Annotated in this window: 19 protein-coding genes; 12 read left to right on the plus strand and 7 right to left on the minus strand. The window is 37.1% G+C overall.

The features are described 5' to 3' along the window. Positions 1 to 142 precede the first annotated feature (142 nt). The 3 genes from H5120_RS19675 to H5120_RS19685 all read left to right on the plus strand — a co-directional run bounded on the left by H5120_RS19675 (position 143) and on the right by H5120_RS19685 (position 2859). The gene (locus H5120_RS19675) at positions 143 to 670 is read left to right on the plus strand and encodes a hypothetical protein (RefSeq protein WP_182675836.1); all 528 of its coding nucleotides are present in this window, start codon (positions 143 to 145) and stop codon (positions 668 to 670) included. Between the two features lie 132 nt (positions 671 to 802). Next, positions 803 to 1024, plus strand: coding sequence for a hypothetical protein (locus tag H5120_RS19680; protein WP_002961860.1), 222 nt, complete (start codon positions 803 to 805; stop codon positions 1022 to 1024). A gap of 677 nt (positions 1025 to 1701) precedes the next feature. After that, entirely contained in the window at positions 1702 to 2859 is a 1158-nt protein-coding gene (locus tag H5120_RS19685; protein ID WP_182675837.1) for a DUF547 domain-containing protein, read from the plus strand. Positions 2860 to 3497: 638 nt separating this feature from the next. Here the strand turns inward: H5120_RS19685 and H5120_RS19690 are convergent. Both H5120_RS19690 and H5120_RS19695 read right to left on the minus strand, forming a co-directional pair. Continuing rightward, the gene (locus H5120_RS19690) at positions 3498 to 4526 is read right to left on the minus strand and encodes a methionine synthase (protein ID WP_182675838.1); all 1029 of its coding nucleotides are present in this window, start codon (positions 4524 to 4526) and stop codon (positions 3498 to 3500) included. 78 nt (positions 4527 to 4604) lie between these two features. Further along, complete coding sequence (locus H5120_RS19695) at positions 4605 to 5582, minus strand: DUF1852 domain-containing protein (protein ID WP_182675839.1); 978 nt, start codon at positions 5580 to 5582, stop codon at positions 4605 to 4607. Between the two features lie 609 nt (positions 5583 to 6191). On the opposite strand from H5120_RS19695, the gene H5120_RS19700 reads away from it, so the two are divergent. From H5120_RS19700 to H5120_RS19730, 7 genes are all read left to right on the plus strand, one after another. Next, positions 6192 to 6941, plus strand: coding sequence for a spermidine synthase (locus H5120_RS19700; protein WP_182675840.1), 750 nt, complete (start codon positions 6192 to 6194; stop codon positions 6939 to 6941). Positions 6942 to 7077: 136 nt separating this feature from the next. Further along, a complete protein-coding gene (locus H5120_RS19705) occupies positions 7078 to 8091 on the plus strand; it encodes a DUF5924 family protein (RefSeq protein WP_138489039.1) in 1014 nt (337 codons plus the stop codon). A 72-nt stretch (positions 8092 to 8163) separates the two neighbouring features. Further along, positions 8164 to 8400 (plus strand): hypothetical protein, encoded by a 237-nt coding sequence (locus H5120_RS19710; RefSeq protein ID WP_182675841.1) that lies wholly within the window; start codon positions 8164 to 8166, stop codon positions 8398 to 8400. Between the two features lie 376 nt (positions 8401 to 8776). Beyond that, positions 8777 to 9580 (plus strand): hypothetical protein, encoded by an 804-nt coding sequence (locus H5120_RS19715; protein ID WP_182675842.1) that lies wholly within the window; start codon positions 8777 to 8779, stop codon positions 9578 to 9580. 274 nt (positions 9581 to 9854) lie between these two features. Beyond that, positions 9855 to 10514, plus strand: a complete 660-nt coding sequence (locus H5120_RS19720) for an NADPH-dependent FMN reductase (protein ID WP_182675843.1) — start codon at positions 9855 to 9857, stop codon at positions 10512 to 10514. A gap of 267 nt (positions 10515 to 10781) precedes the next feature. Then, on the plus strand, positions 10782 to 11231 hold the full coding sequence (locus tag H5120_RS19725) for a hypothetical protein (RefSeq protein ID WP_182675844.1): 450 nt from the start codon (positions 10782 to 10784) through the stop codon (positions 11229 to 11231). A 198-nt stretch (positions 11232 to 11429) separates the two neighbouring features. After that, the gene (locus H5120_RS19730) at positions 11430 to 13247 is read left to right on the plus strand and encodes a protein kinase domain-containing protein (RefSeq protein ID WP_182675845.1); all 1818 of its coding nucleotides are present in this window, start codon (positions 11430 to 11432) and stop codon (positions 13245 to 13247) included. 106 nt (positions 13248 to 13353) lie between these two features. Here the strand turns inward: H5120_RS19730 and H5120_RS19735 are convergent, their stop codons facing one another. Further along, positions 13354 to 13884: a hypothetical protein gene (locus H5120_RS19735; RefSeq protein WP_182675846.1), complete on the minus strand. Its 531-nt coding sequence runs from the start codon at positions 13882 to 13884 to the stop codon at positions 13354 to 13356. A 13-nt stretch (positions 13885 to 13897) separates the two neighbouring features. Further along, positions 13898 to 14902 (minus strand): YHYH protein, encoded by a 1005-nt coding sequence (locus tag H5120_RS19740; protein ID WP_182675847.1) that lies wholly within the window; start codon positions 14900 to 14902, stop codon positions 13898 to 13900. A 206-nt stretch (positions 14903 to 15108) separates the two neighbouring features. Here H5120_RS19740 and H5120_RS19745 point away from each other — a divergent pair, with 206 nt between their 5' ends. Beyond that, positions 15109 to 15540, plus strand: coding sequence for a DUF3859 domain-containing protein (locus H5120_RS19745; protein WP_182675848.1), 432 nt, complete (start codon positions 15109 to 15111; stop codon positions 15538 to 15540). Between the two features lie 98 nt (positions 15541 to 15638). On the opposite strand, the gene H5120_RS19750 is transcribed toward H5120_RS19745, so the two are convergent. The 3 genes from H5120_RS19750 to H5120_RS19760 all read right to left on the minus strand — a co-directional run bounded on the left by H5120_RS19750 (position 15639) and on the right by H5120_RS19760 (position 17805). Further along, positions 15639 to 16055 carry a VF530 family DNA-binding protein gene (locus H5120_RS19750; protein ID WP_002960902.1) on the minus strand — a complete coding sequence of 139 codons (417 nt, stop codon included), beginning with the start codon at positions 16053 to 16055 and terminating at the stop codon, positions 15639 to 15641. Positions 16056 to 16127: 72 nt separating this feature from the next. Then, on the minus strand, positions 16128 to 17120 hold the full coding sequence (locus tag H5120_RS19755; protein ID WP_182675849.1) for an MDR family oxidoreductase: 993 nt from the start codon (positions 17118 to 17120) through the stop codon (positions 16128 to 16130). A gap of 49 nt (positions 17121 to 17169) precedes the next feature. Further along, the gene (locus H5120_RS19760; RefSeq protein WP_182675850.1) at positions 17170 to 17805 is read right to left on the minus strand and encodes a TetR/AcrR family transcriptional regulator; all 636 of its coding nucleotides are present in this window, start codon (positions 17803 to 17805) and stop codon (positions 17170 to 17172) included. Positions 17806 to 18204: 399 nt separating this feature from the next. Between H5120_RS19760 and rmf the strand changes: the two genes are divergently transcribed. Further along, complete coding sequence (gene rmf, locus H5120_RS19765) at positions 18205 to 18375, plus strand: ribosome modulation factor (protein ID WP_002960897.1); 171 nt, start codon at positions 18205 to 18207, stop codon at positions 18373 to 18375. Positions 18376 to 18557: the final 182 nt, after the last annotated feature.

Here is an 18557-nt window from a genome sequence, read left to right on the forward strand (position 1 = left end):
GGGCCAATTAGTGTACCCAAAGTAGCTGGTGATATCCCCTTATTGATATTCGCGCAATGAAATATAACAAATACATGAACCGGATTTTGGCAAGAGCAGCCAAAACCGGTTATGTAGGGTGTTATATGCACAAGGAGGTTCGGTGAAGTTTTTAACATTAACGTTCTTAATTTTATTTTCGACTATATCACTAGCTAAACTCGCCCCATCTAAATGGAGTGATTTAATCCATAATTCAGAGTTTATCGTTTATGGAGTAGCTCAAGAAATTAAAATTACTGACTTAGGAACTGGTCAGGCTAAGTACAAAATAATTGAAAGTATTAAAGGTAAATATACTGAGAAGTACATTACGGTGCATTGGTCTTCAGAAGTGCATGACCAAAGAGTTTATGAAATTAACACTAGTAGCGTACTTTTCGTTAAAAAAGACTCTAAAGGTAACTACGTTGGTACTTCCTACGGAAGATCTTTCTGGAAGGTCAATATAGATTATTCAAATAGAGAAAATAGTTATATTAATCTATTCGGTTCTTTGGGTTTGGTTCAAGATACTCCTGAATCAATTACTGAGTATTTTTACCCAGAAAGATGTGGTGAAATAACGGACTATAAAGCTCGAAAAATAAATTTAAATAAATTAATTCAATATATTTCAGAAAGCTATTAAGTGGCTTGGTCGAACTATAAGAATTTCAAGAAGGACAAAATACAGTTGGCTTTTTGTTCACTACGTTCACCTATTTTAGCCAACTTTATTTTGCCTCTTAAATAGGCGTTATAACCAAAGGAGCTGTAGTGGATGGAATCAAAAGTAAAGTTAACTGGTGGCACGTTATTCGTAATAGCGTTAATTGTTCTCTTTTTGGGGAATGCACGTTCCATAGAAATTGTAGAAAAACTAGATGAGATACAGTCTGATGTTTCTAGCTTAAAAAGTGAAGTTGCATCTTACAAGCAGCAAGTTGAAATATTGAAAAATGAAAACCTTAACTTAAAAGAACAGCTTAGAAGTGGTAATTAGTTATAACAAGCTGTTAAACAAGGACAATGCTCCTGACCCGTTTTAGTGGACACCTCCTCATCACTTTGAGGAAAATAATGATTAGGATGACACCTATCCTAATCATTAGGAAAAAAGCCAACAAAAACAGTATGAAGAGTGCATTATTATAAATAATGAATCACGCAAAAAGCTGAGCTATGTAGACAAAATGAAAGTAAAAATAGACAGCCCAATCGGGCTACGATAGCTGTTTATTAAAGAATGGCAAACGACTCGGCTGTATAGAACCGGCTTTCCTTTAAATAAAAAGCGGAATATTACAGTGAATAAAGGCATGAATAAATTGACCTTACGGGGTCAAAAAAAGTGAATGCCTTTACTTTACACTGCGGCAACTGTATTGCCTTGTTCATAAAATAGAAAAGTTGCAAAAGACGATGAATTAAGAAAGGGAGGCCCTTTTACCCTAAATTAAAGCTACTCAACCAGCCGCAACCCCTTCCAAAACGCCAATTAAAGCAATATCAAACACTTTTTTATATTCTGCGTAAAATTACAGTAATCAATTGAACGAAAATAGGAACTCAGCTATGGTTTGTTTATCAATAAAAATAAATAAAAAACGAGTTAATCTACAGACTCGTTAGGTTGCTCATGAAGAATGTGGGCTATTCTACTCAAAATAAGGATTTTTTATGAGTTTATTTAAATTAGTTAGTTTATTGATCAAGTTTAGTTGTTTGTTGTTGCTTTTAAGCGCCCCAAAATATCTTCATGCTGAGGATAAAGCCTACCCTCAATTTAGCGGTTATTCACCTAAATCTAAGTTAACAATAAACTTTGAACCTGTGAACATATTATTAGAATCGAATGTTCTTGATATGGGGCCATCCAGAAGAATAAATGCTAAACTTGACAAACCTCCGATAGGTACTAGGTTAAGAAATGTTTTCCCCAGTGCTACCCATAATGAAAGTAACAGATTCACATATGAGTTGATAAAATCTCCTAAACAAAAAAGTTTAGTCAATGATGTTAAAAAATATTTAGAATCATTGCCCGAGAAAAACAACCTTAATTTATATTCAAAACAAGAGCAATTGGCCTATTGGCTTAATCTTTATAACATTACTTTAATTAACGAAATTGTTAAGCGGTATCCAATAGTTAGTTTAGAAAAAATATTAACTGGTCCTGACTCACTATTGGATAAAAAGCTAGTAAATATTGGTAGTCTTCAGTTGAGTCTCAGTGACATACAGTATGGGATTTTAGATAAAAACTATAGTAAAGAACCTTTAATTATTTATGGTTTATATCAAGGGTATATCGGCAGCCCAAATATCAATAAAAAAGCCTTTTCAGGTAAAAATGTATATAAGCTATTAAAAAATAATGCAACAGATTTTGTCAATTCGAATAGAGGTACAAAAATTGATTCTCTAAATAGTTTAGAGGTCTCAAGTTATTATGCGAGAAATGCTGATTATTTTCCTAATTTTAGCAATGACCTCAAACTTCATCTGTTGCAATTTGCTGATAAAACAACCCAAGAAATAATAAATAAGTCGGATAAAATTGAGCCCATTATAAATAATTGGGCAATTGCTGATCTATTTGGAAGTAAAAGAGTCTTTGGTGGGGGCATATCTACTAACTCAGCAGCATCAATAGGAATGTCAAGAAATTATGCGTTGACCGATAAAGTCACTAAAGACGCGAACACAGGTGGAAAGTTCAGACTTTCAGCTAGAGAAATAACCAGGTTAAAGGAGTTAATGAGAGTAAGAGCTAAGAATTACGGTGAGACATCCGTAACGATAACAGACCTAGAATTACAAGATGAAAACTAAAATTTACAATATATGAACAGTAGCTCAGTATTGTGAGCAAAAAATAAACAAAATAAACTAGGCACCCATCCTAAATTTCATGAAAAACACTAATAGATTGAACCAAAATAGGAAGTCAGCTATGGTTTTTTATCAACAAAAAAAAATAAAAAACGAGTTAATCTATAGGCTTGTTAGGTATACAAGGAAGTATTGAGTTTGGTGTTGATCCTTAAAGAAAAATTCAAAACTATTTTTGAGTCTACTTTCTTAATCGTTGTATTCTTACTTTGTGGGTTGGCAATTAGTGAGATCCTAATTCAGCCGTTTGCAAAACTCGTATTAATATCTATATTCTTTTTAGCATGGTTTATATTGCTAATTTATGGCTTAATTTACAAAGAGTCTTATATGTTTAAGTGTTCTGTAAAAAGTAGATTATTAATATACTTAGCTGAGCAGTTTATATATTGTTCTTTGATCATAATTACAGGTATTGTTCTCTTTCGAGCAGTGTATACCTAACAACACCTCTGAGGTGGACAGCAAGCTCTAAAGCTCACTTCCCACCGCAAGTTTTAACAGTGGTGATCTCTTACTTTTCAATGCCGCTAGGTAAGTTGATTCATCTTAGGGCGTATGTAGATTTAAACCCTATTTTACTTATTTAGTTCTTTTCTTATAATTTCAGCTCCAGCGCTCAAGGCATTTAATTTGCCGTTAGCTATATGGTGAGGTAGTGGAGCCATACCGCAGTTTGTACACGGGTAGAGTTTGTCGGCATCTACAAATTGCAGTGCTTTACGCAGCGTATTAGCTACTTCCTCTGGCGTTTCGATAGTGTGATTTGCTACATCAATTGCGCCTACCATTACTTTTTTACCGCGAATGAGTTCTAGTAAATCCATTGGTACATGCGAGTTATGGCACTCTAGTGAGATAATATCGATATTAGATTGCTGAAGCTTAGGAAATGCTTCTTCGTACTGTCGCCATTCAGATCCTAGTGTTTTTTTCCAATCTGTATTTGCTTTAATGCCGTAGCCATAGCAAATATGCACGGCGGTTTCGCATTTAAGCCCTTCAATTGCGCGCTCTAAACAGGCAATTCCCCAGTCGTTTACTTCATCAAAAAATACGTTAAACGCGGGCTCATCAAATTGGATGATATCAACGCCTGCAGCTTCTAACTCTTTTGCTTCTTGATTGAGAATTATGGCAAATTCCCACGCTAGTTTTTCGCGGCTTTTATAATGATCGTCGTAAAGCGTGTCAATCATGGTCATTGGGCCTGGTAATGCCCATTTTATTGGTTGCTTGGTTTGCTTGCGTAAAAATTTAGCGTCTTCAACAAACACTGACTTTTGGCGGCTCACAGGGCCAACAACAGTGGGTACGCTTGCATCGTATCGGTCACGAATTTTTACTGTTTTACGTTTTTCAAAGTCAACGCCATTTAGGTGCTCTATAAATGTAGTTACAAAGTGTTGCCTTGTTTGCTCACCATCGCTAACAATATCAATGCCTGCTTGTTGTTGGTCGAATAATGACAAGCGTAGGGCGTCGTGTTTGCCTTGAGTTAATTCATCACCTTGTAATTTCCAAGGTGACCAAAGTGTTTCTGGCTCTGCAAGCCATAAAGGCTTAGGTAAACTGCCAGCGGTAGATGTAGGTAGTAAGTTTTTCATAATAAATAATGCCGTATATTTTAGTTAATTATTAAACGTAGCGTTAAGCGCGTTATTACTGGTTGTTACTATTAGTTGTTATGACAGATAGCGAGTAGAGAATTGCTCAAGGACCGTTTGGTACGGCTTGATAAAATGCTCTTGCGCAAACTTGCCTTGCTCACTGGCTAACTTGCCGCGCTCTTCTCGGTCATACACAATTTGCGTTAGTGAGTGATCCAAGTTTTTTAAGTTTGGTTTATATGATTTACCCGCTGTTGCGTTGGCATTATAAATCTCTGGTCTGTAGATTTTTTGAAACGTTTCCATCGTACTAATGGTGCTTATAAGCTCAAGATTGCTGTAATCATTAAGTAAATCACCAAAGAAAAACAATGCTAAAGGCGCGGCACTATTTGGTGGCATAAAATAACGTACCTGTAAGCCCATTTTTTTGAAGTATTGCTCAGTTAAAGACGATTCATTTGGTTCGTATTCAACGCCAAGTACCGGGTGTTGGTTTTCAGTGCGGTTGTAGGTTTTGTTATCTGACACACTTAGGCATATAACAGGTGGTTTTTTAAAGTTTTGTTTGTATGTATCCGAATTTACGAATGACTGAAATAGTTTGCCATGTAAAACCCCAAAGTCATCAGGAATACTAAATTGAGGCTTGCCTTTATTGTGCTCTTGTAGGAGTACGCTAAAGTCGTAGTCACGCACATACGATGAAAAGTTGTTTCCTACAATGCCTTCAATGCGCTTATTAGTTTTATGATCAACAATATTTGTTTTTAATATTTCGATTGATGGGAAGCTTTCGCCGCCGTCTTCAATACCTATCTCAACAGAGACAATTTCAAGCTCTACAGCATAACGCTCACCTTTGGTGTTATCCCAGTGGGCTAGGGCATTAAAACGGTTGTTAATCATGTTTAAGGCGTTACGCAAGTTTGCTTTGCGGTATTCACCTCTGGCTAAATTAGCAAAGTTGGTTGTGATACGCGTATTAGTTGATGGATGATAATTTTCGTCGAGTGAAACGCTCTTAATATTAAATGTAAAATCTTTTTTCATCGTGTTTATATCCAATTTTATAATTTAAACCTAATTGATGCTCTGCGCTTTATTAGCCTTGCAACTTACTTAGCTGGTTTTGTTCAGCGGCTTTAAGTTGTTAGTAATAGTGTTTAGCACTAAGGGATGAGTAATTTATACGTGGATTGGCATATGAAGAAAAACGGTTTAATTTCACATAAAACATGAGTCATATTCATTACACATTATTGTTAGATGCGATTACGTAGTAATTGACGAAAAAAAGGCATATATCGATAAAAATAAAGTATGGATGTTTAGCCGTTTAGACTTCTTTGGTGTTGATGTGTACTTTATTCATGTTGAACATGAGGAATATTCAAAGAGTTTTTTTGTAGCTATATCAGTATATTAGTTTGTTTTTAGCGTATTGCGTCGCTGTTTATAATAAATGTCATCACGGGTAAGTTCCAGCTAGCTATATAAGTAGATACCTTAGCTAATCTAATCTCAAAAGATAAAAAGACTTTTCTGAGTACGTATATAAATGCCTGTAAATTAATAAAAGGCTATAAATCATATTAATAGCCATGGCAGTACGTTAAGTAAGTTATACTCGTTTTTCATCACCTCACCTATTGAGTATTCGTGGATATCAAAGGCACTTGTATTGCATCAACTATTGATGAGCATGGCCCTGTTTATGTATATCAAACAAAAAAGAGTCTTATTCTCAGCTTTGACGGAAAAATTTATCAAAGCTGTATTAAATTAAATAATATTAATGGGTTAAGCTTAGCTTATACGCAAGCTATGATGGCTGCGCTTTTTTTTATTCCGCACTTAAAAACCGCGATGATAATGGGACTTGGGGCGGGCTCTATCGCAAAAAGTCTTTATCATGCGTTTCCCGCGCTGACTATACATACCGTTGAATATCGTAAAGCCGTTGCTGATATGGCTATAAAATATTTTGAAGTTCCTGTGTCAGAACGTTTGTTTATTCATATTGATGATGCGGCAAACTACATGAAAAACACGCAGATAAAAACGGATGTTATTTTTTCTGATTTATACAGCTCAGAAGGGATGGAGTCAGATCAGGTGCAATCATCCTACTTACGTGATTGTAAAAACGCGCTCACTTTTGATGGTGTTTTAGTACTTAATATTTGCCATACCAAAGTTGGGCAAAGAGAAGCGTTTGATCAACTACTTGAGAAAGAATTTGCAGGACAGATTTTTAGTTTTATTATTGAAGGCGGGAATAAAATTGTTTTTGCTTTTAACAATAAAATGCCTGTACTTAGTGAGGATGAATTACTTGCTAAGGCTTACGCGTTACAAAAATTAATAAACGTCCCAATGACGCGCTATGCCGAGCTTTTATTTAATTAAAAATGGTTAGTTTGATGTACTGTTAAATGGCGCGTTTAAATCCATCCATCTATCTGTTGTTCATTTAAACTTGGTTAAACTAATCATTCTCTGAATAAAAATAATAAAGTACGTACCCGTACGGAAACACTCATACATGGATTACTGTAAAAATATAATCGCTAAATTTATAAGCGCGATGCAAAAGCGGCCTGGATTATTGGCTGTGTTGGCGTTTTTGTCGGGCGTAGCCAGCTTTGCACTTGTAGATAGAAAAGAGTCTTTTTCGCAAGTTATTGCGATATTTTTACTTATTAGTTGGTTGTGGCTAATTATTGATAATTGGCTACGAGACAAAGTAGAAGAAAAATTTGGTGTGGCTGTATCTCCTAATGTAATGCGTTTTGCTCTACAAATGGTACAACAAGAAAGTCTATTTTTTGCTTTGCCGTTTTTTTTAGCGGTTACGCAGTGGGACCATCCTCAAGCGTTTTTTACCTCCCTCATTGTTTTGTGTGCGGTTATATCGGTAATCGACCCCTTTTATTATAAGAAGCTTGCTAAAAACCGTACGTTATTTAGTGTGTTTCATAACTTTGCTTTATTCGTTGTTTTACTTGTTACCCTACCTATTTTGTTAAACCTTACCACGAGCCAAAGTTTAGCTGCAGCCCTTGTAACGGCTGTAGTGGTTACTCTTCCGAGTTTAAACAATTTAATGCCTAATGCACGCTGGTGGCGCTTTCCTATTCTTGTATTGATTTTATGTGCTTTGAGCACTGCTGTGTGGCAGTTAAGAAGCTATGTGCCTCCTGCTGCGCTGCGATTAACCGATATTACGTTAGCTCATGAAGTTGATTTACAGCATAAAAAGCCAGTTGGGAGTATTAAACAGTTAGACTCTTATACACTGCATCATCAAGGTTTATATAGTTGGACCGCTGTTAAAGCACCAAGAGGCTTAAATGAAAAAATATTTCATGTGTGGCTTCATAATAAAAAGGAAGTTGATCGGATCACGTTAAATATAAACGGCGGGAGAGAGCTAGGTTACAGAGCATGGACCCACAAGGTAAATTTTCCTAGCGACTCTGTTGGTAAGTGGCAGGTAAAAGTAGTCACCGAATCAGGTCAGCTAATAGGTTTAACGAAATTTACTGTTACACCTTAATTAACTTAGCTGGCTGTATTTCAAACACATAGCTGATATAGTTTTTGTATTCCAAACTAATGGACATAGTTGATGAGTATTGCATTTGAGATTTTTATTTGGCTAATAGTTGATACTGGCTTGAGCTTTTTATTTTACTCGACCGGTTGGCTACTATTAAAAGTGGTTACGTTTGGGCTGTATAAAAGCGAGTTTAAAGACTTTGCATCTTATAAAGCGAGTAAAGCTAGAAGAGTCGACTTAACCTTCTTACTAGGTTTTGGTTTTTATGTTGCACTCATTGCCGTTATGGCTTATTTAAGTCATTAAATTTGCTAATAAATTAGGTTAAGAATAAGCAGCCTATTGAGTTGTTGCTGCTTATGTTTGTCCCGTTACCGCACTTTTTTTCCTACTTATACTTTTCCTGTTTTTGCAATAGGGAACACTTCACCATGAGTACTATAACCATCATTTTAACTATTAAATTAAGTACCTGCTAGAGCATTGCTCGGTGCATATATAGCTTTGGTTTGCTGGTTAAAACCCGAGCTAATTGCAACTTGTAGTTTATGGGTAATACTTAGTAAATACTTCAAAATCTAATAAATAAAACAATATATATGCATCTATTTATTGCGCTAACGCGTTTTATAACAATACTATGCGCCACTTTTACCATTTATGATGGTTTTGGACTTAATAAATGACTCACTATTTAAAATATGTATTTGTTATTACGACTCTAGCGGTAGCAAATACAGCTTACGCACAAGCAAAAACACAAGAGCACTACCAAGAGCTTGAAGTGGGCGTAGGCGGAAATATTAAGCATACCCATACTGACGTAAATTATAAAAATAAAGAGTTTGATTTACATATTCACCCATTATGGGAGAGCCGATATGTTACCGAAGGTCGAGATAACCTTGCCGGTAATGGCATTGCATCAATTGCTACTGAGGTTAACTATAAAAACTTTGCGGTGATACCTTGGGCGGCAAAAGGTATTAGTAGTGATTATTCAGAGCTTAATTTAAATGCTATTTATACCGCTCACTTATCTGAGCGGATAGAGATGTATGTAGGCTATAACTATATTAAAGCTCGCGAAGATGGCATTGATGCTCACGATAATGAGCTAAGCCTCGACGTTGCGTATTTTTATGCGGACGATATTCAGTTATTAAGTAGTGTTTATCATTCATTTGATGCTAGCGGTACATTTTTGGAGATGGCAGTAAAAAAAGGTTTTTATATTAACGATTTACTATCAGTAGATATTCAATCAGGCGTGGGGTTTAATGCGGGGTATGTTAGTGATGGGCACAACGGAGTAAACAACGTTAAGTTTACTGCAAACTTGTCGTATCAGCTTTTTAATCAGTTAGCCCTATACACATATTCAAGCTATAGCATTGCAGTTAATAAAGATGAAAAACGCTTTGCAGGTGACGAGACACTTCGAAATATATTTTGGGGTGGTGTAGGGCTAAGTTATCAATACTAGGGCGTACTTTTTCAAGGATGAGTTTGAAGCAGTGTGTTTTACTTTTAGGCAGTTCAGAGCCTACTGGGTAAAACTCTTGCTGCATGATTAAATCGATCTTAGGATCAAATAGTAACACACGATAAAATATGTTTAACGGCGCGGTTGTTGCTAAATTTCAGTTTTAAATTTAATTATTATTATGCTTTGAATCAATAAACAATGCGTATGTGTAATACACAATTACTAAAAAATGTTAGTGTTTAGCTATCGTTTAAAAAGTTGAGAATTACATATGAAGTTTTTAGTATTTTTAGGCACAGTACGCGATAGCACTCCACCAAAACCAGCTCGCTTAGGCTTAAGGGTTTCTAGGGCTTGTATAGAATGCTTAACAGAGCATTTTGGCGATCATGAGTTTGAGCTAATTGATGCGTTGGATTTTCCTAGCGAAAACGTATTTAAACCACACTTTGCATACGCTAAAAGTAAAGCACCTACCGAGCTCACTCTATTAGCTGATAAAATTAAAGCCGCAGATGGATATATAATGATTAGCCCTGAGTACAATCACAGCATTAGTCCAGCTCTCGCTGACTTACTTAATCATTTTGGTAGCTCACTATTTTCGTATAAACCAAGTGCAATAGTTACTTACTCAGCAGGACAGTGGGGTGGTGTAAGAGCGGCCATTAGTATGCGCACGTTTTTATCTGAACTTGGCTGTTTGCCAGTATCGGCTATGATCCACGTGCCAAAAGCGCAAGATGTGTTTAGTGAGGATGGCAAACCTGTTGCAGGAGAGAGTCAATCATCGTGGTTTAATTATTTCTCACACACGTTTGGCCAACTAATATGGTGGGCGCAGGCTGCTAAAGAGCATACCGAGGTGGTTGACCCACAAAGTTTGCTAAAAAGCTTTAAAACAGATCCTTCTCAGCGCAATGCGCCTTAATATGCGCTAATTAATTGTTTGGATTGATTATAGAAACACAGCTGCATATAGTGGTATCATTAACGCTACATATTTTTAATAATGCATAATACCAATTCGCAATAATAGTTAATCAATTTAAGGGATTAAATCGCTAACTGCATTAAAAGTTTCTGATATAGAACAACTCAATAACGAAATTTTTGCTGTGTTCTCCACACGATTTTATTGTCTCAAAATAGATCACTGAATTATGCGAATTGGTGTAAGAAACAAGGAAATTGTGTCTTGAAATATCTAGCCTTACTAAGTGTGCTAACGCTTAGTGCATGTAGTTCTGTTCCCCATAAAATTGAAATGAGCCAAAGTACGGCTGCAAATATGAACCTTATTGCTTTAACTGAGCAAAGTGCACCAAAGGGTGTTGCTGGCACTTACCAGTTTTATATTAAAGCGGCGGGAGCTCAGGGGAGTTGGTTATATTTAAATACAGAAACTGATTATCGCGACAGGCGTTCTATTACGATATCAATACAGCCTAATGTGGTAGCAGAGCTTCAAAGTAAATACGGACAACCAGCAGACACCTTTTTTATTGATAAAACAATAGAAGTAACAGGTGAAGCTAAACGAGTAACTATCGATTTTATGAGCCGTGGTAGAGCCACTAATAAATATTATTATCAAACGCACATAGCTGTGTCATCAATTAAGCAGCTTCGTGTTATAGAAAGTTAGCAAAAAGCAATGCACTGTATTTATATACAGTGCATTGTGAAAGCTTGCTTTGAGCTTTAACGTTTACAATTAAATTTACTGTTCTGGCGCTATTTTAGCGCTGTTTTATTCCACGATTTCAAAACTCTTATTTAACCTATTGTAATCTCATTACATAAAACTAATAATTGGTTAGTTTTATAAGTTTGAGTACCTGCATTGAAAGCCAAAGAAATCCGCAATTTTTATATCAACGAAGAGCAATCTGTTTATTTGCTTTCGCACCGCGATGCTAAAAAACACCGCCAGTGGCTTAATATTTGTATTAAGCAGCTAACACTGCTGGGCTACAAAAACGTTGAAATGATTGGCTCGGGTGCTTTTGGTTTTGTGTTTGCAGGTGATGACGATAACGGCTTACCTTGGGTATTTAAGTTTTCGCGTATTACACTTGCCCAAAGTGTACGCGACCGCCTAGAAGACGAAGCGTATATGCTTTCGCAAATTAATAACCCCTTAGTGCCTACCTTTTATGCATTTGAGCGAATTAAAAAACAAGGGATTTTAATGATGGCTCGCGCCATTGGAGAGGACCTTGAAAAAGTATCGCTTAAAACAGGGCGCTTTAGTGCCGCGCAAATAATGGCGCTAGCTGTTAGGTTACGTAATGTATTAATTGATTTACGTAGCCACAAAAATGGCGTTAGCCCACAACCTATAGTGCATGGCGATATAAAACCTTCAAACCTTGTTTGGGATGCAAACACTAATGCGCTTTCGTTAGTGGATTGGGGCAGCTCTGTGTATGCACAGCTCGATAGTGATGGTAACCCTGTTGCCAGTAACTTTATGGATTTAATGTCGGGCGATTTAAGCACAACGAATGCTCGTATGGGCGATGTGTACTTTATTGGTGAAGCGCAAATGTCGGGGGAGCAATCATCCCCACGATTTGACGAACAAGGTGTAGCCGCTACGTTGTATGCGCTAGCGTCGGCGCAGTCGTGTCGCTTTGGTGCGCAAGCCATCCCTGCAAGCAGCTTAGGGCTCCCAAAAGAGCTGGCTAAGGTGATTGATGGCATGTTGTCAAAAAGTAAGGCCATACGTGATGGTGCTGGTGATTACTTTATGCGTAACATTACAACTATGGCCAAAATGTATTTACCTGAGCTTGATAAAAAACAAAGAAAAGCTGATATTCCTTTTTGGTATGGCAACGACGAGCAGCCCGACACGGTGGTATATAGTTCACGAAAACAGTTTTTACGCCAAGCCGATCATAACCAGCAATTACTAGATATAAACGACGCGCAACTTGACCGCTATTATAAAGAGTTTTTGTTTGATACAGGCGATACCGAAAAAGCATTTTTAGCATCAATAAGCCGATTAGCTAAGTACCCTGTAGTAGGTGGGCTTAGTTTTCATTGGAAGGATGAGTCAATGTTTGTTGAATCGTCTTTAATTATGCATGACGAATCATTGGGTGATGCGTTTAGTGATGCGATTAATAACACAGTGATGCTTGCGCAAGCGATTAATCAAAAAGGGTTATTTAAGTGTTGTTTGTTTGATGCCCGTAAAACTATTCAGTTAGAGCGAGATGGCACCGGTGCATTTAAGTTTGATAGCCTACCAGAGCTTGAATACGAAGTTGTAAGCATGAAAGCAAACGACATAACCCGCCCGCATTCATACTTTGAAGACGGTAAAGACCCTGATGAGCAACTACAGCTACCTAAAAAAGTTATTAAGTGCGTATTTGAGCTTAACCAAATTCATCATACGGGGTGTATTATTTTTGAAGCACTGCCTGACAGAATGAAGATTCACCATTACTACCGCTTACTCGATTCGAGCAAAGAGGTTGAGTTTAAACGCCTTCTTAATAAACTAATGCAATACGCGGTAAATATTACGGACGTGGGTGTTGCGGGCTTTATGAAGTTGCCATATAAAAACACCCGTGAGTTTAGTTTATGTGAACAGCAACAAGAGCATTACTTTCCTAAAAATCCCAAGCTTGTATCTTTATAGAAAGAACCCTTCACTAAAGAGTGTTAAATAACAAGACAAAGATAAAAAAGAGCACAAATTGGTTTAACTTGTACTCTTTGCCACTTAATTATTTAGGTAAATATTACTAATTATTAAACACCTTACTAAAGGGCGACGTTGGTGATAGCTCAAATTGATGAGTTAGCTTTTGCGTTTTATTAGTCGCTGTAATTTGATAATGCTGCTTGTGCTCATTGTTACTAAATAGCTTAACGTTAAAGTTAACTTTGGTTAGTTTACTAGGCAAAGAGTAGCGCCCAGTAATGGTTATTTGGTCTATGTTGTTGCTTTTATGTGTATGCGACGCTTCTGGGTTTAGCAAAAGTCCATCAATAGTAAATTTATACTGATGATCCGCTAAATAAACGTTCTTTTTAACTCGCTTAGTTATTAGCTTTTTATGAGCGTTAAACTCAACTATTGACACTTTGCCATCCTTGTTTTCATCAACCCCCTTAAAAGCCGACATAGGGATTGAAAGCACAATAAACACGTTATTATCAACAAAATTCAGCGTACCGTGCTCTGCAACCATTAAATGCGCGTTTGCTAATGTTGATGTGCTCAATAAGCCCAATGTGGTCACACTTAACAGATAATTTTTCATATAAGGCATAACTTACTCCTAATTAAACTTCGCCTTTAACGCAGCGTTGAAAAAACGGATAAGTGTCTGTTGCGTAGTAGTGGTATATCCCTTGAGGAAACTCAGGTGTTACGCCAACGCGACCATTACATTCATCTAAATCACCAGAGCCTGCTACGTATTCCCAATCTTGTGAAAATGTACCTAATGGGTATATATCGGTAGAAGGGCGGTTTGCGCTTACGGTTGTTATGTGTTGGTAGCTACCGGTCATTACGGTTAGCGTTGAAGACGCATCATTTGAGTCTGAATAGCCGTAACGTGCATAAATAGGAAAGCCGTCTGCTGCCCATCCTATTAGAGTCATAGTGGAGCTATTACCACCTCGCAGTATTACAAAGCCTTCAGGCATACCATGATAATGATATGTGCCATCGGGTTGTACGTGTGCATTGTTGTCGTCTGTTCCAAAACTAAACGTGTCTTGGCTTAAAGCTTCTATATTCCAATTACCGCTGTTGTCGCCTAAATCGCAATCGGTGCCTGAATCATCGCAACTTCCGCCTGTTCCGGCGTCTATTTTAATGCCGTTAAGTACAACACCTATGATTCCGCGAGGGCCACCAAGCATGGTTGCTTGTGTTGTTTCTACAGGCTCAAGTGTGTAGCTTTCAATTACTGATTGTTCAGAAATAGTATTTGGGTTATCGGCATTAGGGAATGTACCTACTTCGTGATCAGGTATACCATTAGCGACTAAGTCGCGTGTAGTTCCTGTGCATGACCAATCTGCGGCGCTGGTGGCTTGTACTGATTCTGACTCGTTATATTCACTGTAGCTATATTCACAAAACACGCCTTGGGTTGAGCTACTCGTACCTGTACCGTTATCTGAGGTGGTTGATGATGAATCTGTAGTTGTTGAGGTATCAACTATGCCTTCTCCACCTCCGCAAGCAACTAACGATAAAACAACTAGAGCCAAGGTGCTTAGCTTTATAGCATTTACCCTATTTGAGTTTTTAATATTAAGTGCGTGTAGTTTCATTGCTGCCTACCTTATCAACTAAGTTACTTAAACAATAATCAGCAATTGTGCAAATAGTGTGTAAACAATGATGACAAATTAGCAATGATGTAAATAGGCGAAGTATTAAAGCTAAGTTGAGATTTAACTTTATTGGATTGTGTTTTATTTTAAAATTTCAAAAAGTTAAACTAATGCAAAAATAGCTAATATAAAAGGTTACCTTAATGGCTAAAACAAAACCTGTAGTGACGTTACAAAGTCACGGTATTTACTCTAAGTGGGACAGCGAAAGTAAAGCATTGCCACAAATAGAGCAATTTACAACAAATGTAATAGCTGAGGTAGATGTTGAGTTTGGCTTAATCGTAAATATTAAAAAGGGTAAAGGCGAAAAGCTTCACTATTGTATATACCATCCAGATATTATAGACAGTGAAGGTGATGTAATGGACCCCTTTGAAGGCGATGTATACGTTAAAAACAGTGATTGGAACTTTTATTTAGGCGACACGCTTTGGTTACCAATAGAGAATAAGTTGGGTGATTGGCGTATGACGATTGAGCTAAATGGAAAAATTATTGCTGATAAAACATTTAAGGTGGCATTAGAGGCAGAGCGTACTGAAACAGATTTTTGGAAAAACCGAGGGTATTGATTTCTATTTGTTAGCTATACGGCGTGGATGTAATAAAAATTAATAAAAGAGAGTTGTAGAGCCATTTAAAATAGCTCTACAAAATTAAATTAGCGTGTTTAGTTACCCCAAGGGTTACTAGAATTAGAGCGTTGTTTACGATCACGAGCACGTTGCTTTGATGCTTTTTTTTCCATAATACGTTTTGCATCACTAAAACTTAACTCACATGGCTCACCAGGTTTATGATCAGCTGGGATCACGCGATCACGTGGCGGTAATTCGTATTGCACATCATCAGGTCTAGGTAAGTTTTTTAGGCGATAAAGGTAAAAGTTATCTACTTTTTCTTGTGCCCATTGTGTTTTACGTAAAAATTTAACCGCTGACTTTATATCAGGATTGTTTTTAAAGCAGTTAAGTTGTAAATAAGCGTGTAGGAGCTCCCACCCGTATTGTTCAACCAGCTCTTCAACCACTTGTTCTAATTTAACGCCTTGCAGTGGATTATTACTGAAAAGTTCTTGGTTGCTCATAGGTGTTGCCTCGTTATTAAAATACAAATTGCATTATAAATTTAATAACGAGGCTTTAACAGAGTAAATAGCTTAACTTTGACAATTAACTACAACACGACCGCGAATTTTGCCTTGCATAAGTAGCTCTGCGTTATCAATTACGTGTTCTAGTGATATTTCTGTCGAAATTTTATCTAAGTAATCGGCGCTTACTAATTTAGCTAAACGATCCCACGCTTCAATTCTGTCGGCTTTAGGGCGCATTACGCTATCAATGCCTATTAGTGACACACCACGTAATATAAATGGGGCAACTGAGGCAGGTAAATCCATGCCTTGGGCAAGTCCGCAGGCGGTTACTACACCCCCATACTTTAATGATGCACAAATATTAGCAAGTGTATGGCTACCTACTGAATCTATTGCCGCTGCAAAGCGCTCTTTTTGCAAAGGCTTACCAGGATTTGAAAGCTCGTTTCTGTCAATTACCTGTTTAGCACCTAACTCTTTTAAATATTCACTTTGATCTAATCGACCCGTAGCTGCTGTTACGTTGTAGCCAAGCTGGTTTAATAAATAAATAGCAAAGCTGCCTACGCCACCATTGGCACCTGTTACCAGTATTTCGCCAGATTCAGGCGTAATACCTTGTTTTTCAAGTGCTATAACACTTAGCATAGCGGTATAACCGGCTGTACCTATTTGCATCGCTTGTTTTGGAGAAATACCTGCAGGCAAGGGGATTAGCCAATCGCTATTAAGTGCCGCTTTTTGAGCAAGCCCGCCCCAATGTTTTTCGCCTACACCAAAGCCATTTAATATTACGTTATCGCCATTTTTAAATTCATCGCTGGTGGAATTTGTAACCGTTCCCACTAAATCGATACCTGGCACCATAGGAAAACTGCGTACAACAGGGCCTTTACCAGTAATTGCTAAACCATCTTTATAGTTAAGTGTGCTGTATAGCACGTCAATAGACACGTTTTCGTTTGGTAAATCACTATTTTCGATAGTTGATAATGAAGCGCTATAGTTATTATCTTCTTTATTAATAACAATGGCTTTAATTGGGTTACTCATGGGATATCCTTTTAGACCGATCGTCTTTTAATTGGTAAATAAAAACGCATTAGGTTAATAATGCGCGTAAAAACATTTCTGTATACAAAGTAAGTGGAGTATTTGATTTTGTGAGCTTGGCGCGCATAACCGCACCTTCCCAACCAATCCAAAAGTACTCACTCATCAATTTTGTATTTACATGGCTTGCAATAGTGCCATGCTGCTTAGCTTGGTTTAAGCAAACCTCTACATGGTTTTGCCAAGCGGTGTAGCTTTGCATTAATCTGGTTTTAAACTCATCACTTAAATGATTAAGCTCTTGATTTAAGTTACCTACTAAACAGCCACGTTTGTAATCGTATTTTTTCATTCCTTTAATTGCGCTTTGGGTAAAATTAACGATTCGCTCAAGTGGGGGAACATCTTCTTGCTGTAGGTAATGGGTAAGCTTTGCAATAAAGTAACTGTCGTATGCATCAACTAGGGCAATGCCGTAGGCTTCTTTACTTTTAAAGTAATGATAAAAAGAGCCTTTAGGTACAGCCGCTTTTTTTAAAATAGTATCGAGCCCCGTGGCGCTAAAGCCAAACTCAGTTAGGGTTTCTAGGCCCGTGCGAATAAGTAACGCTTTGGTATCGGCGTTCTCTCTGGTTATTTTAGGTGGGCGACCACGGCGTATTGGTGTTGATGTATTTTTGTTCATGCACCAATATTAGACCGATCGACTTTAAATAATCAAGTATAATATTAAATTGTTTAAAAAGAATGCAAATCGGGTGAATAAAAATAACTGAAATAAAAGTGTCACGATTACATTTTTGTTTGGAACTTAGTCAATATTAGTCGGTCACAATTAAAGCACATAATTGCTTTTTAGCGATTATTGAGTCGCATTTTATTTAGCATAAAACCGGTCAAATTAAATGTTGTATGACCACTTACTTTTTTAAATGTTAATTCATTTTTGCATCAGCAGCTTAGTTAAAGTCAAACAATTTAATTGCTTTTACGATTTGAATTTTACATTTTTATTAACTATTCATTAAATGTAGATTTCACTAATGCTACACAATATATAAATAAAAAGGTGAGGATATTACCGATGAAGAGACAGAAAAGAGATCGTTTAGAAAGAGCTCATTCTCAAGGTTTTAAAGCAGGTTTAGCAGGTCGCTCAAAAGAGCTATGCCCTTATCAACAAGTAGATCCCAAATCAGAGTGGTTAGGAGGTTGGCGTGAAGCGATTGAAAACCGCAACATGTACAAAACCTAAAATCAATAATCGAATTTAAGCAAAAAGGCCTCCACGTTGGAGGCCTTTTTGTACGCATTGTCTCGTCCTGAAATATGTTTACACATATAGGACTTATTATGACCAAGTCAAATAATACACCGATCAAACGAACACAACGAGATTATTCATTAGGCTTTAAATTACAAGTTGTCGACGCTGTA

It is taken from the genome of Pseudoalteromonas sp. SR43-2, assembly GCF_014163885.1.
Lineage (GTDB): Bacteria > Pseudomonadota > Gammaproteobacteria > Enterobacterales > Alteromonadaceae > Pseudoalteromonas > Pseudoalteromonas distincta.